The sequence below is a fragment of the Pedobacter sp. 05T44 genome (assembly GCF_056395985.1).
The window spans coordinates 1-14,341 of the sequence record NZ_JBFTKO010000022.1 but is presented as its reverse complement, the minus strand read 5'-3'; the positions used below and the strand labels follow the sequence as shown (position 1 = coordinate 14,341).

The 14,341-nt window shown below is 38.9% G+C and carries 12 protein-coding genes and 1 tRNA gene; 11 read left to right on the top strand and 2 right to left on the bottom strand.

Annotated elements, in window-relative coordinates:
- Positions 1-21 precede the first annotated feature (21 nt).
- The 7 genes from AC1DDK_RS23375 (at position 22) to AC1DDK_RS23345 (ending at position 5,916) form a co-directional block, all read left to right on the top strand.
- Positions 22-1,476, top strand: a complete 1,455-nt coding sequence (locus tag AC1DDK_RS23375; protein WP_172660280.1) for a Gfo/Idh/MocA family protein — start codon at positions 22-24, stop codon at positions 1,474-1,476.
- On the top strand, positions 1,458-2,540 hold the full coding sequence (locus AC1DDK_RS23370; protein WP_172660281.1) for a Gfo/Idh/MocA family protein: 1,083 nt from the start codon (positions 1,458-1,460) through the stop codon (positions 2,538-2,540). Before AC1DDK_RS23375 ends, AC1DDK_RS23370 begins: the two co-directional genes overlap by 19 nt.
- A gap of 137 nt (positions 2,541-2,677) precedes the next feature.
- The gene (locus AC1DDK_RS23365) at positions 2,678-2,854 is read left to right on the top strand and encodes a hypothetical protein (protein WP_048906218.1); all 177 of its coding nucleotides are present in this window, start codon (positions 2,678-2,680) and stop codon (positions 2,852-2,854) included.
- Between the two features lie 226 nt (positions 2,855-3,080).
- On the top strand, positions 3,081-3,635 hold the full coding sequence (locus tag AC1DDK_RS23360) for a YceI family protein (protein ID WP_172660282.1): 555 nt from the start codon (positions 3,081-3,083) through the stop codon (positions 3,633-3,635).
- An 8-nt stretch (positions 3,636-3,643) separates the two neighbouring features.
- Positions 3,644-4,582, top strand: a complete 939-nt coding sequence (locus AC1DDK_RS23355) for a DUF5777 family beta-barrel protein (RefSeq protein ID WP_172660283.1) — start codon at positions 3,644-3,646, stop codon at positions 4,580-4,582.
- Positions 4,583-4,598: 16 nt separating this feature from the next.
- Entirely contained in the window at positions 4,599-5,051 is a 453-nt protein-coding gene (locus tag AC1DDK_RS23350; RefSeq protein ID WP_172660284.1) for a QcrA and Rieske domain-containing protein, read from the top strand.
- A gap of 151 nt (positions 5,052-5,202) precedes the next feature.
- The gene (locus AC1DDK_RS23345) at positions 5,203-5,916 is read left to right on the top strand and encodes a hypothetical protein (protein ID WP_172660285.1); all 714 of its coding nucleotides are present in this window, start codon (positions 5,203-5,205) and stop codon (positions 5,914-5,916) included.
- A gap of 55 nt (positions 5,917-5,971) precedes the next feature.
- On the opposite strand, the gene AC1DDK_RS23340 is transcribed toward AC1DDK_RS23345, so the two are convergent.
- Both AC1DDK_RS23340 and AC1DDK_RS23335 read right to left on the bottom strand, forming a co-directional pair.
- Entirely contained in the window at positions 5,972-7,651 is a 1,680-nt protein-coding gene (locus tag AC1DDK_RS23340) for a PNGase F N-terminal domain-containing protein (RefSeq protein ID WP_172660286.1), read from the bottom strand.
- Between the two features lie 18 nt (positions 7,652-7,669).
- Entirely contained in the window at positions 7,670-9,592 is a 1,923-nt protein-coding gene (locus tag AC1DDK_RS23335; protein WP_477634095.1) for a response regulator, read from the bottom strand.
- 444 nt (positions 9,593-10,036) lie between these two features.
- Here AC1DDK_RS23335 and AC1DDK_RS23330 point away from each other — a divergent pair.
- The 4 genes from AC1DDK_RS23330 (at position 10,037) to AC1DDK_RS23315 (ending at position 14,161) form a co-directional block, all read left to right on the top strand.
- A tRNA-Arg gene (locus AC1DDK_RS23330) sits at positions 10,037-10,110 on the top strand.
- A 258-nt stretch (positions 10,111-10,368) separates the two neighbouring features.
- Entirely contained in the window at positions 10,369-12,810 is a 2,442-nt protein-coding gene (locus tag AC1DDK_RS23325; protein ID WP_288883932.1) for a TonB-dependent receptor, read from the top strand.
- Between the two features lie 3 nt (positions 12,811-12,813).
- Positions 12,814-13,989, top strand: coding sequence for a PepSY-associated TM helix domain-containing protein (locus AC1DDK_RS23320; RefSeq protein ID WP_288883933.1), 1,176 nt, complete (start codon positions 12,814-12,816; stop codon positions 13,987-13,989).
- Entirely contained in the window at positions 13,979-14,161 is a 183-nt protein-coding gene (locus AC1DDK_RS23315; protein WP_172660290.1) for a hypothetical protein, read from the top strand. The genes AC1DDK_RS23320 and AC1DDK_RS23315 overlap by 11 nt, the downstream gene beginning before the upstream one ends.
- The last annotated feature ends 180 nt before the right edge of the window (positions 14,162-14,341 follow it).

Here is a 14,341-nt window from a genome sequence, read left to right as displayed (position 1 = left end):
AAAAATATAATAATAAAAAACATGACTGAAGATAAGTTAAACTCATCAGCAGATAATTCTAGAAGAAACTTTATTAAAACCAGCGCGCTTGCAGCCGCTGGTTTTATGATCGTGCCCCGACATGTATTGGGAGGAAAAGGATTTTTAGCGCCGAGCGATCGTTTACAGGTTGCCGGCGTTGGTGTTGGTGGAAAAGGTGAAAGTGATATAGCGAATATTTATAAAGGTGGTAAATCTGATATTGCATTTTTATGTGATGTTGATGATAGAAGGGCCGCTGGTTCTGTTAAGAGATTTCCGAAGGCGAAGTATTATAAAGACTATCGCCAGATGCTTGACAAGGAATCGAAAAACATTGATGGTGTTGTAGTTTCTACACCAGATCATAATCATGCTATGATAGCCCTGGCTGCAATGCAGCTTGGTAAACATGTTTATGTTCAGAAGCCTTTAACACATGATATTTATGAAGCACGTGTATTAACTGAAGCGGCAAAACGCTATCAGGTAGTTACACAAATGGGTAATCAGGGTGCTTCTGGTGACGGAGTAAGGCAATTGAAGGATTGGTGCGAGGCTGGTTTAATAGGTAAGGTACATACCGTATACTGCTGGACTGACCGCCCTGTTTGGCCTCAGGGAATTTCGTGGCCTGCTACTAATGGTGTTGTTCCTAAAGAATTGGATTGGGATTTGTGGTTGGGCAGTGCCCCATATAAGCCTTATATAGACAAAATGGTTCCGTTTAACTGGAGAGGCTGGTGGGATTATGGTACAGGTGCAATTGGCGATATGGGTTGTCACCTTGTAGAACCTCCATTTAGCATTTTAGGTCTTGATACGCCTCTTGATGTTCAATGCAGTGTGGGTAGTGTGTATGTGGATGAATTTAAGAGGGGGTATTTCCCTGAAAGTTGTCCGCCATCAAGTCACGTGATCATGACCTTTAAGGGAACGAAAAGAACGAAAGGTGATTTACAGCTTCACTGGATGGACGGTGGTATTAAGCCCGTGCGTCCGGTAGAGTTAGGACCTAATGAGGCATTTGGCGATAATGGTGTATTGTTTGAAGGAACCAAAGGAAAAATGATCTGTGATGTTTATGGATCTAACCCGAGATTGCTGCCTTTATCAAGGAATGAGCATGATCATACTAAACAGAAAACCCCTAGGGTACCAGGTGGTGAAGATGGCCATTATACACAATGGGCCGAAGCTGCGATTGCAGGTTATGGAAAGATAGAATTAAGTTCTCCTTTTGAAATTGCAGGACCGCTTACAGAAACGCTATTAATAGCAAACCTGGCCATTAGAGGAACCGATGTTCAGCGGAGAAATGCTGATGGTGGAATCAGTTATCCAGGCAGAGACATTAAACTGATCTGGGATAAAGCGAATCTTAAGGTTACTAACTTTGATGAGGTGAACCAATTTGTTAAACGTAATTATCGTGCAGGATGGAGTTTGGGAGTGTAAATTTGCGTGTTCTGGTTGTTGGATGCGGTAACATGGGTAAATCTCATGCTATGGCCTATCACACCTTAGACGGCTTTGAAATATGTGGAATTGTATCGACCGGTAACAGTAAGGTTGTTGTAAATGAAAAGCTGGGTGGAGGTTATCGGCTGTTCAGTGATTTTTATGAGGCGCTTGAGGCTACAAAGCCTGATGCAGTTTGCATTTCTACTTATCCGGATACTCATGAGGCTTTTGCCGTTAAAGCACTGGAGAGCGGCTGCCACGTATTTATAGAGAAGCCTCTGGCGGATTCTGTAGAAGGTGCGGAGCGTGTTGCTGAAGCTGCGAGAAAGGCCGGTAAGAAACTGGTTGTTGGTTATATATTGCGTTATCACCCTTCATGGGAGAAGTTTATTGAACTTTCGCAGCAAATGGGTAAACCACTGGTAATGCGGATGAACCTGAATCAGCAAAGCCATGGTTCGAAATGGACCGTACACCGTAACCTGATGAAAAGTTTAAGCCCCATAGTAGACTGTGCGGTGCATTATATTGATGTGATGTGCCAGATGACCAGATCAAGGCCTGTTCAGGTAAGTGCTATTGGTGCCCGGCTTACCGATGAAATACCTGAATGGAATTACAATTACGGGCAACTTCAAATTCGTTTTGAGGATGGTTCAGTTGGCTGGTACGAAGCAGGCTGGGGCCCAATGGTTAGTGAAACAGCCTTTTTTATTAAAGATGTTTTTGGCCCGAAGGGCGCGGTATCTATAGTTGCCAAAGAAGCATCGAAATCAGGAAAATCAGATTCAATTGATTCACATACTAAAACAGAATCAATAAAAGTACATTATGCTGATCTGGATAAAGATGATGAGTTTGCCAGGACCGATGAGTGGGTTGATCTTAAAGATGAACCGGATCATCAGGAACTATGTAATCGTGAGCAACGCTTTTTTCTGAGAGCTATTCAGGAAGATCTGGACCTTACTGATGCAACTGAAGATGCGGTTAATAGTTTAAGGATTGCATTTGCCTGTGATGAATCGGTGAGGACAGGGCAAATGGTGGTGTTGTAGTCATTTTTATTAACAATGGGAATAGGATGTGGAAAAAATGATTAGAGATTATGAAACATTGATTTGGTGCAAATCCAATAATTATTACCTTTAGAGCGTTATATCAAATATTTTTAAAATCTTAACTTAAGAAAAACATGGAAAAATTTTCAAAACTTAAACAACTTATTGCTGGAATCGAAGCAGATGCAGACAAATTTTATAATTCAGGTAATGGCGCAGCCGGTACTAGAGTTCGTAAAGCAATGCAGGATCTAAAAGGACTTGCTCAAGAGATCCGTACTGAGGTTACTGAGAAGAAAAATGCTAAATAGTATTATTTGAATTATACGAAAGGCCTGCAAGAGATTGCGGGCCTTTTTTTGTTTTATGCCATCGTCATTCTGACCTCGAAGAAGCTGCGAGGTCAGGATGACGTGGTGGTGATAGCGACGTGCAAATGTGAAAATATTTACTGCCCAGGCAACCTTGTTGTTTCTTACTCCGTACTAGGAGATATAAGTTCATTAAAACTTAAATAAGGCAGTAGCTCAATTAAATATGAATAGGATAAGAAAAATAACCCGATTGTTGGTGGTACTCATGCTGCTGCATTTTAGTGCCGGGGCGCAGAACTTTGTGAGCAAAAATATTAGAATAGGCTTATTCTCATCTACACCGCTAGAGGATATAAGGGCTGTAAGCGATAACGGTAATGCTGTTCTTGTTGCCAAAACCAGAGAAATAGTTGTGCAGCTAGCCGTTAAGACGCTTGAGTTTGACAGAAAGCTTATGCAGGAGCATTTCAACGAAAATTATATAGAGAGTGACAAATATCCTTATGCAAAATTTAAAGGGGTGATAGACCAGCCAGTGGATTTTACCAAAGATGGTAATTATGCTGTAACGGTTACAGGTATTCTTTCTGTACATGGAGTAGATAAGAAACGAACAATTCCAGGAAAAGTAACCGTAACCAATGGGGTTGTACAAATCAGTACAGAATTTAAAGTTGCCTGTGTGGATCATGATATTAAAATACCAAAGCTGGTGTTTACCAAGATTGCTGAGTTTATTACGATAAAAGCTGAAGGTAAGTTCAATTCATTAAAATAACCAAACCCATGAATAAGATTAAATATTTACTGATTTCCTTTTCGCTTTTTACACTGCATGCTCGAGCTCAGGAAGCGGACTCATTGTTAAAAGCCCTGGACAGCGGGGGTGTAGCTACTACTGTAGATGCCGCCTTTAAGTCAACACATGTAGTTTTATCTCACTCAAGTGAAACTCAAAAGAAACATGATCTGGATCTCAGGATCCGTCACCATTTTGGTGATATAGGCGGACGTTTTGGAAGTGCACACACTTTATACGGCCTGGATGTTGCAACAGATTTGTTTATTGGATTGGATTATGGGGTTACCGATGATTTTACTGTTGCAATAGGAAGAAGTAAGCAAGACGAACTTTTCAACTTTTCGGGTAAGTACAAGCTGCTAAAACAGAAGAGTAATAGTTCGATGCCGATTAATATGACCCTCTTTGCCCAGCTTGGCTGGATTGCCAGGGAGCCATTTAATGATGGCGAGTTTGGACAATATAGTGACAGATTCTCTTATTTCTTTCAATCTATTATATCACGTAAGTTTTCATCGCGCCTCTCTCTTGAGGTAATGCCAGGGTTTTTAGTGCGAAATAATATTGAGGATAGCGGTGATTCCAAAAACCTGTTTTCCCTTGGTTTTGCGGGAAGAATGAAAATTACTAAACGACTTTCTTTTATTGCCGATTACACTGTTGTAAATGGATTATCGAGACCCAAAGATTTAACGGAAACTTATTACAATCCATTTGGTGTTGGTTTGGAAATAGAAACCGGAGGGCATATTTTCTCTTTAAACTTCATGAATTCGGAGTATATAGTGGAAAATAATTTCATTCCAAATACTAAAAAATCGTGGAGCAAAGGCGGGGTTCGTTTTGGCTTCACTATATCAAGAAACTTTACCCTGTTTAAGTCAAAAAATCAGGATCCGGACAAGAAATCAAAAATTTACTAAACTAAAATCAAAAACTATGGAACGTGACGAATTTATCAAATCATTAGGGCTTGGCCTTGCATTGGTTTGCACAGGAACATGCCTTTCGAGCTGTGGAAAAAGTGGAAATGATGGTCCTGACGACAAACCTGATCCAGGACCAGGAAATAATACTGCCACAGTAGATCTTTCAACTCAACTAAAGGCTGTGGGTGACCAGGCGAAAGTAAATGGCGTATTGTTTTTTAGGATAGCTGATGGAAATACTGCTGCAGCATTTGTAGCAACAGAATCTATTTGTCCGCATCAGGGAGGTAGCTTGGTATGGAAACAGGCAGATAATAAAATACAATGTCAGTTGCACTTTTCTGAATACGCTACCAATGGATCCGTACTTCAGGGACCACAAGGTACGACCGGAAATACAAGAACGCTGAAAATTTATAGCACAGCTATTAGCGGAAGCAAACTTACAGCTACCATTGCATAGTAATTATCCCTTTTAGTAGCTTCATTTCTTTTAATGAAAATATTTATTTAGATTTCTTGATAATGTTGGTACGATATATGTAAATTGTACATAGTTATTAGGCTAATCTGACAGCAGAGTAACAGATATTCAATCAGCTATTTAAAAAGTTATGAAAAAACTACTTTCACTAATTGCTATGCTCAGTTTCTGTGTGAGCTTAAGTATGGCACAAACTGCTTCAACTGCTACTGCTAAAAAAGCAGCGACAACAAAAGCAAAAAAAGAAACTTCGAAAGCTAAAGAGACTGCTGCTGAGGCGAAGAAGGAAGCTGCAAAGGCTAAGGCTGATGCTAAAAAAGAAGCAACAGCAACCGCAAAGAAAGAAGCAGCAAAGGCTAAAGCTGACGCTAAAAAAGAAGCAACTGCTAAGACCAAAGCAACAGCCGATGCAAAAAAAGATGCAACCGAAAAGGTTAAAAAAGAAACTACAACTGCAAAAACTAAAGCTAAAGCAGAAGCAACCACTGCAGGAGCAAGATTAAAAAAAGATGGTACGCCCGATAAACGTTTTGCGAAAACAGCTGCAGCTCCAGCTAGTGATATAAAACTTAAAAAAGATGGCACACCGGATAAGCGTTTTTCTGCTACAGCTGCCAAAGAAAAAGCAGAGGCTCCTGTGAAGGAAGTTAAAAAGGAAGTAACAACAGTGAAAAAACAAACAACTACCGCTGTTGCCAATGCTGCTAATAAAGATTATAAGCCAACTGTAGATAGAACGCTGAAAGGCCCTAATTCTGAAGTAATTTATACCGGCCCGCGTGGAGGTAAATATTACATCAACAAAAATGGCAACAAAACTTATATTAAAAGAGAAGCAGAATAGTATAAAGGCTTAGTTTTAATAAAAAAGGCATCCAATTCCGGATGCCTTTTTTATTTTATTCTTTATCGCCAATTAACGTTCCTGATACATTCCAGGCGCTAAAACTTCCTCCCTCTGGTTTCCCTAACGGTATTGCTACCTGAAAGGTGTGTTTGCCAGGTTTAAGATCCGGTAAAGGGATTTCAACAGGTAAGGTAATTGTTCCAGGACACCAGTTAGAGCGGCTAAGATCCGAAGAGGACAAACCATTCCCAAAATTGCCTGAAGCAGGGTTTAAATATCTGTATGTTGCACAATCCTCTCGCCATGGAATAAAGTGATATACTCTTTTGCCATCCATAAAGATTTCGTTTTGTTTTGGTACAAATTCATCTCCGCCACCCCAGCCACCGTGACCAGTTGTAAGATATCTCATTTTTAGGTTTTTTACACCTTGCGGGATCTCCACAGTTACGGTAAGAGAATCCTGATCGAACATTGTGCCGTATTCCTGTCCCGACATTTCCATTAAATTGGTTGTGTTAAAAGCAGGCATTAACCATTTCTTTTCCTCTTTTTGACTTTCGCCCTCATAGCCTGGATAGTATTTGAAGTACAGACTGGCTTTATGTCCGCCTTTATCATAGTTTCCTATAAAAACGCCTATCCACACTTCTCCTTGCAAACGCGGTAATAAGGATGTGATATCCTGTTTGTAGACAACCGAATCGGCCCAGTTATACCCTTTTATTTTTGCCTGTGGATTAAAATGGTTTACCCCAAAAGAAGTGAAAAAACGCATTAACTCAAGCGGAGGTAAATAGTTGTCGGTAGCCGTAACTCCTTGGTATTTCTTTCCATTTCTGGCTGAATAAACAGGAAGTACCTGAATACCGCTCTGCAAAGCATTAAGATAAGAGATGGATTTGTCGGTAGGGATCATAAACACAGAACCTGTACGGTCATATGCGTCCCCGTTAGAATGTTGTGCTAATTCGATAAATAATTGTTGACCAACTTTTGTTGGCGGTAGCTTTACTTTCTTAAGAATAACAGTTCCACCAGAGAAATGGTAAGTGACATTAGATTGTTCTCCGACAGGATTTTCTGTTTTGTTGCCAAAACTAATCTGCTCATTATTGAAAATGGTAAGCGTAGTGTAGCGGCTTTCGATTACTTGTCGCTGGTATGCTGGTTCATCTAACATGGTACCCCAGCTTTTTGGCCAGGCAAGTTCTTCGGGGGTTACTGTACGGTACTCGATGTTCTTTGCAAAGGTTTCGGAATTACCATTACGAATGGTTTTAAGAACTAAGCCTAATTCGGGGGCAATTGAAATGCTTGGTGTTCCTTTAATTTTAAGGTCGTTTGTATACCACACCTCGATGGTGTTGGAACGAACAAAGACTTTAGCCTTTTTACAGGGAATGCCCAATATTGTGTCTATTCCTGGAAGCAATTCTGGTTTTACGTATTCAGAGAAGGGCTTTTTAAGTGTGTATGCTATAGCATTGCTGTTTTGTATCTGATAACTTGCCTTTTGAGCAATTTGCAGATACTGCTGTTCGGTCTGACGACCCTGAGGTACCAGATGTACCTGGTTACCTTTAACGAACATTTTTTGCTCTGCCTTTGTTTCTTTTCCGTTATTTCGGAATCCATAGGTAACAACAGCTTCCTTGGCTTTTGTGTTTATTTGTGAAAACGATGGAGCACTGATTAAAAATAGTGCAAACCCTAATAGAACTACTCTCATGGGGCATAAAGTTATGAATTATTTTACCTCAAGTACTTCTAAAAAGAGTTCGAACATTTCCTCTGGTTTAAATGGTTTAGAGAGAATATAGAGAATGCCCATTTCTTTAAGCCTAAGTCTCACTTCTTCAAGTACATCGGCAGTAAAAATGATTACTTTGGTTTCCGGATAGGTTTCTTGTATGTATTTAGATAGCTGATAACCATCCATACCCGGCATGTGCAGATCTACAAGAACAACATCAAACTTTTCCTTTTTTAGAAATTCTATGGCAGTATAGCCATTGTCCGCTTTATTAGCATTGATCCCAAAACGACTTAATTGGCGGGTGGCGACGAGTAAATTTGTAGGATTATCGTCAACAATCAACAACTTAAAATCAGGTAGGGCAGGGAAATCAAATTCGAATGCGTTTGATTTCTTTTCCTTTAGTATTGGTAAGGCCTTTTTGAAGTCAATTTGKAACTCGAATATTGATCCTATGGACGGTTTACTGATTAAGCGAATTTCGCTTTTGAAAAGCCTTACTAAACCTTTGGTAATGTTAAGTCCCAATCCGCTTCCTTCTTGTTGCCTGTGGGAATCCTGGTGAACCTGATGAAACTTGTCGAATACCAGATTATGTAGATGTTCAGGAATTCCAATTCCAGTATCGGAGATTTTAAAAAGGATAGATGCATGATCGTCTTGATCGACAAGCGTTTTTAGGGTGATGCTAACCTCTCCTTTTTCGGTAAATTTGATGGCATTAGCCAATAGGTTATTTAATATCCTTGTTAGCCTGAGATCATCAATCATTAAGGACTCAGGTGTTTTGTAATCATGATGGAAATTTAGGGCAAGGCTTTTATTTTTAGCGAATGGTAGAAACTGCTTGTAGACATTATTTATAAGTGATATCAGATTTGTAGGGGCTTCATTTAATTGCATCTTTTTACTTTCAATCTTTTCCAGATCTAATATGTCGTTTATAAGCCCCAATAAATGATTAGAAGAGTATCTTAGATGATCCACATACTCTTTTATATCCTTGTTTGAAGATGTTGCCTGATCCAAGAGATTGCTGATGCCAATAATTGCATTTAAAGGAGTCCGAATCTCATGACTCATAATGGAAAGCGTCTCTGTCCTTTTTCTGGCAATTTGTTCAGCAAGATTTTTGGCCTCAATAAGCTCCAGCTGGTTGTTTTTAATGTCTGTAATATCTTTCAATATTCCTCTGAACAATCGAACATTGTTGTTTTCCATTATTGGAACGCCTGAGATCCTTACCCATTTTTTATTCCTTTTAGCTGTTATGAGCTCTAATTCAATGTCGAAGGCAATATTTTTGTCAAGCGAATTTTTCAGCGCTTTTAATAATTTTGTTTTATTCTCTTTGTCAAATGATTGTGGGACATTGATACTATTGATTACAATATGCGGATCTGATTCGTTGATTTCGTAGATCTGATTCGTTAAAAATACTTCTTTACTTATCGTATCATATTCCCAACCACCCATTTTTGAAATTTGATGACCTATTTCTAGCAAGTTGTTGATCCTTTTGAGCTCTAAGCTATTCTTTTCAAGCTGATCGGTCATCTCTTTTTTAGCTGTAATATCCTCAATGATACAGATTATCCTGGCATCAGTATTAATGGAATCGATTTTTTGAAACTTAGCACAATACCATAGCGACTTAGTTGGGTCAAAATCTGGATAGATGCATTGTTGTCTTTCTCCAGTACTAAGTAATCTGACTATGCAGTCAATAAAGATATCTCCAAACTTGCCAAAAACTTCCGGGATACTCTTATTGATAAAGAATTCGGGTGGCATGAACAATTTAGATTTATCTTTTGTCCAAACCCGCTTAATTACAGATTGTTCGGTTAATTCCAGAATTACATCATCAAGTGCTTCAACCAGYGATTGCAAATTATGAGCGTCATTATCCATAGGTAGGTAGTGGTAGATTTAAAGTTTGTAATTATTTGGTTAGTTGTGTCGACTTGTTATGTAATCCTCTAATCGTAGCAAAACTTCCCCGTTTTCTGCCTGCAAATAAATAGCATTGTTGTAGGAATTGTTCGGGATGAAGGTTTTTGCCTTGGTTGTCGGATAAAACACACGTTTTTCTTATTTTTATATACCTTAGATATACAACATCCATGCCTCATTTTAAAGCCAGTAAAATTGGAAGTTTATGGGTTGCTAACTTATTTTGAATAGTGACAGTAATGGTATAGTTATTGGAAAGTAAAATACCTGAATTTAGGCTATTTGTTAAGTGGCTGGTAATCTTGCGTATATTTTTTTAATGCGATTTTTTTAGAAAATTATCAAAATAGATTTGCGCTTATTCGCATGTTTTTATATCTTTGGCGCTCCTTAAGGGGAAAGGCCTTGGTAGCTCAGTTGGATAGAGCAACGGTTTTCTAAACCGTGGGTCAGGGGTTCGAATCCCTTCCAGGGTACAAGAAATTTATTTCTTAATTAAAGGCGACATTGCTCCAGATGTCGTCTTTTTTTTTGCCTCTATTTTTTAAATATTGATTTAGTCAGGAGCTAATAGGGCTTCGATCCAGAATATTTAAAGATCATTACAAGTTATCGATTTAAATCTTAAATACTTGAAAAGGAGCGTGTAAGGCTGTTGTTTGGAATAATTTTAAATAATATTGTTTAGAATTATTTTAAATAGTAGGTTTGTGCCGATCAAACAAATTTCAACTATGATAAGAATTTTTACCAATTGTATTATTTTGCTCTTATTTTCTGCAAGTCTGTCATTTGCGCAGACTGGAAATATTGGTGGCTCAGTAAAAACCTCCGATGGAAAACCCGCAGAACTTGTAACTGTAAATATTAAAGGAACAGGTAAAACAGCCTTAACAGATAAAAGAGGATCGTATGAGCTAAAGAATATTAGAACAGGCAAATATATTCTGACTGCAACATTTATTGGTCTGGCAAAACAAGAACAGGCTATTGAAGTAAAATCGGGAGAAACTGTATCTGCTGATTTTGTACTGAATGAGAATTCCGATCAATTACAAGAAGTAATCATTTCTTCCAGAAATACTAACAAAGTAACTGCTGCAGTTGCTAAGATGCCTTTAAAAAATCTGGAGAATCCACAGGTTTATAGTTCTGTTTCTTCTGAAATATTAAAACAGCAAGCGATTAGTAACTATGATGATGCGATGCGGAATATTCCCGGAATCGCAAGAACATGGGAATCTACAGGAAGGGGAGGTGATGGAGCCTCTTATTTTGCGCTCCGTGGTTTTGAAGCGCAGCCAAGTCTGATCAATGGATTACCTGGCCTGACCAGTGGAAACCTTGATCCGGCAAGTGTGGAAGAGATACAAGTGATGAAAGGACCTTCTGGGACATTGTTTGGAGCAAGCTTTTATGGCTATGGAGGGATTATCAATACCATTACTAAAAAACCGTATTATGAGTTTGGCGGTGAAGTAGCCTACAACCTGGGTAGTTTTGGTTTGAACAGGGTAACTGCAGATATAAATATGCCTTTGAGCAAAACTGAAAAAATTGCAATGCGTATTAATACTGCCTACCATACAGAAAACAGTTTTCAGGATGCCGGATTTAAAAAGTCTTTCTACATAGCACCTAGTTTGGCTTATGAAGTAAATGATAGGCTTTCCTTTCAGGTATTGACAGAAATTTTACAGGAAGAAAGGGCTGCTCCTCCAGTCTTTTTTAATACTAATAGAGATACAACGCTCATCTTTAAAAACCTAAAAGAGCTAAACCTAGACAGGAACTTGTCTTTCACCAGCAACGATCTGACTATAAAAAATCCAAGATATAATTTGCAAGGTCAGATGCTTTATAAACTATCAGATCAATGGACTTCACAAACTGTGGTTTCCAGAGGGAACGTAAAATCAGATGGCTATTATACCTATATCTGGGATGATGCATACCTGAATATGGGGGGCGCGAACAGGGACAATTATTTTGACCAGTATTTCCATAAAGAACAACAAACCACTAATACAACTGATATACAGCAGAATTTTAATGGCGATTTTAAAATCGGAAGTCTGAGGAATCGAGTTTTGATAGGGTTGGATTATTATACCCGCAATGTAATTGACAATGGCTCGGCTTGGGCTTTAGTAAGACAGGTTACACCTCAGAACAGTGAAGTTGAATTTGATAAAGATGGAAAAGAAATTCCTCCGGTATATTTAACGCAAGCTTTGGTTGATAATGCGCTGGCGGATGCAGGAGCAGGAAGTCGTACCAATATCAAGAACAGTACCTCCAGCGCTTATGTATCAAACGTTCTTAATTTTACTCCTTCATTAAGTGTTATGGCTAGCTTAAGGATGGATTATTTTGATTCCAAGGGTGATCTTAAAGATACTGAAGATGATTATAATCAATTAACCTTCTCGCCTAAATTTGGGGTTGTTTATCAGCCTATACTGGATAAGGTGTCGATTTTTGCGAATTACATGAATGCGTTCTTTAATGTAGCGCCACGTGAAGTATTTGACGAGAATAAAGTAAGCCTGGGCGTAAAATCATTTAAACCTGAGCAAGCTAATCAATGGGAAGTAGGAGTGAAAGCTAATTTCTTTTCTGATAAGTTGTTTGCCACTTTCTCTGTTTATGATATCAGAGTTGCAAACAGGGTTTATGATACACCAACTTCTTCCGTGCAAGGTGGAAAAACAGGAAGCAAGGGTTTTGATTTGGATTTAAGTGCAAATCCTTTTCCTGGTTTTAATATCGTTGCAGGAGTTAGTCACAGCAGAATTAAAGTGCTTAAAGGAAACACAGGTGAGCCCACTGATTTTTACAACGAAGTAGGAAGTGCACCAGGTGGTCAGGGACCTCAGGATCTGGCAAATTTATGGGCTACTTATAAATTTGGATACGGTAAATTAAAAGATTTCGGGATCGGGTTAGGTGGAAACTATGCTGGTGTATATAAGGTAATAGATAATAGTGTAACAGGAGTTTTTGAATTGCCAAGCTATACCTTGTTAAATGCAAGTTTATTTTACAACTCAGACAAATATAGGTTTACCTTTAATATGAATAACCTGACCAATGAAGATTATTACATTGGTTACTGGTCTGTTAATCCACAAAAACCAAGGAACTTTGCGGCAAGTTTTGCTTATAAATTTTAACTTATGAAGGCTAAAACAATAAAAAAATGGTTTGAAGTTCATAAATGGACCAGTCTTATTTGTACGGTTTTTTTGCTCATGCTATGCCTGACTGGTTTACCTCTGATATTTTATGAGGAAATTGATCATTTACTGGGCAAGGAAGTAGAAATGCCTGCTGTTCCTCCTGGAACTCCAGAATTGTCAAAAGATGTTGTACTGCATGAGGCCTTAAAACACGTACCCGTAAAGGCAATAAAGTATGTGTCATGGGATGTAAAAGAGCATCCTGGTGAAATGTTTGTTGTTGTGGCCGATTCAAGTGAGGCGCCCATTGAAGGAGATCATTACCTTAGGATGAATGAGTATACTGGTAAGGTAATGGACACGCCGCCCAATGAAATGGATTTTATGCTGGTGATGTATTACCTGCATGTAGAAATGCTGGCGGGCATACCCGGTAAACTTTTCCTGGGGCTGATGGGGCTGCTTTTTATTGTTGCTATTGTTTCCGGTATAGTATTATATGGTCCGATTATGAAGCGTTTTGATTTCGGAATGATCAGGACAGAGAAATCATCGAGATTAAGGTGGTTGGATTTGCATAACCTGTTTGGAATTGTAACACTGGCCTGGGCATCGGTTGTTGGACTTACAGGTGTGATAAACACCCTGGTTGACCCAGCGCTGGACAAGTGGAAGGCTAGTCAGCTTGCCGAAATGGTTGCGGGATATAAGAATAAACCTAAGGTAACAGGAACTTTAAGTTCTTTGGATGCTGCTGTTAAGACAGCTAAGGCAGCCGCTCCCGGAATGGATGTCTCTTTTGTTGCCTATCCGGGAACACTTTACTCCAGTAAGTATCATTACGCAGTGTACATGATTGGAACTACTCCGCTAACTTCAAGGATTATCAAACCGGCGTTAATAGATGCCAAAACTGGGGAATTGACAGACATGAGAGATCTGCCATGGTATTTGAAAACAATCTTTATCTCCCAGCCATTTCACTTTGGTGACTATGGGGGTATGCCGATGAAGATACTCTGGGCGATTTTCGATATCGCTACTATTATTGTATTGATTTCCGGAATTTACCTTTGGCTTGCCAGGCGCAAGGCGAAGTCGGCCCAACTTAAAAGGCTTATGGGAGAAGCCGAATCGCTCACCTTATCAACTGTTCAAGAGAATGAAGAATAATAATAACGTGTTTTTCAAAGTATGGGGTATCCCTATTTTACTGGGAGTGATAACAATTTTAGGCTTGTTATCAGCAATAATGGGAGTAGGAGTATGGCATATCGTGTCATGGATTGCCTTAAGTATTCCGGTTTATGTTATGTTTAGGTACGGATTAAAGTATTTTAAATAGGTCTTTCTAATTTTTCTGGTTGTGGTTTAGTGAGTTAGGGATATTTTGTAAGAAATAGTGTATAAATGTTTGCGTGGTGGCTGAATTTTCCTACTTTTGCATCCCGCTTCGGAGGAAGGGAAACAGTGAAAAAGGAAGGTGAAAAAGAGTTTCAAAAAAGATTTGCAAAACAGAAAAAGA

Bases quoted from the DNA above. Each gene is read 5' to 3' on its own strand.
- AC1DDK_RS23375 (WP_172660280.1), top strand. From the start codon at position 22: ATGACTGAAGATAAGTTAAACTCATCAGCAGATAATTCTAGAAGAAAC.
- AC1DDK_RS23370 (WP_172660281.1), top strand. From the start codon at position 1,458: ATGGAGTTTGGGAGTGTAAATTTGCGTGTTCTGGTTGTTGGATGCGGT.
- AC1DDK_RS23365 (WP_048906218.1), top strand. From the start codon at position 2,678: ATGGAAAAATTTTCAAAACTTAAACAACTTATTGCTGGAATCGAAGCA.
- AC1DDK_RS23360 (WP_172660282.1), top strand. From the start codon at position 3,081: ATGAATAGGATAAGAAAAATAACCCGATTGTTGGTGGTACTCATGCTG.
- AC1DDK_RS23355 (WP_172660283.1), top strand. From the start codon at position 3,644: ATGAATAAGATTAAATATTTACTGATTTCCTTTTCGCTTTTTACACTG.
- AC1DDK_RS23350 (WP_172660284.1), top strand. From the start codon at position 4,599: ATGGAACGTGACGAATTTATCAAATCATTAGGGCTTGGCCTTGCATTG.
- AC1DDK_RS23345 (WP_172660285.1), top strand. From the start codon at position 5,203: ATGAAAAAACTACTTTCACTAATTGCTATGCTCAGTTTCTGTGTGAGC.
- AC1DDK_RS23340 (WP_172660286.1), bottom strand. From the start codon at position 7,651: ATGAGAGTAGTTCTATTAGGGTTTGCACTATTTTTAATCAGTGCTCCA.
- AC1DDK_RS23325 (WP_288883932.1), top strand. From the start codon at position 10,369: ATGATAAGAATTTTTACCAATTGTATTATTTTGCTCTTATTTTCTGCA.
- AC1DDK_RS23320 (WP_288883933.1), top strand. From the start codon at position 12,814: ATGAAGGCTAAAACAATAAAAAAATGGTTTGAAGTTCATAAATGGACC.
- AC1DDK_RS23315 (WP_172660290.1), top strand. From the start codon at position 13,979: ATGAAGAATAATAATAACGTGTTTTTCAAAGTATGGGGTATCCCTATT.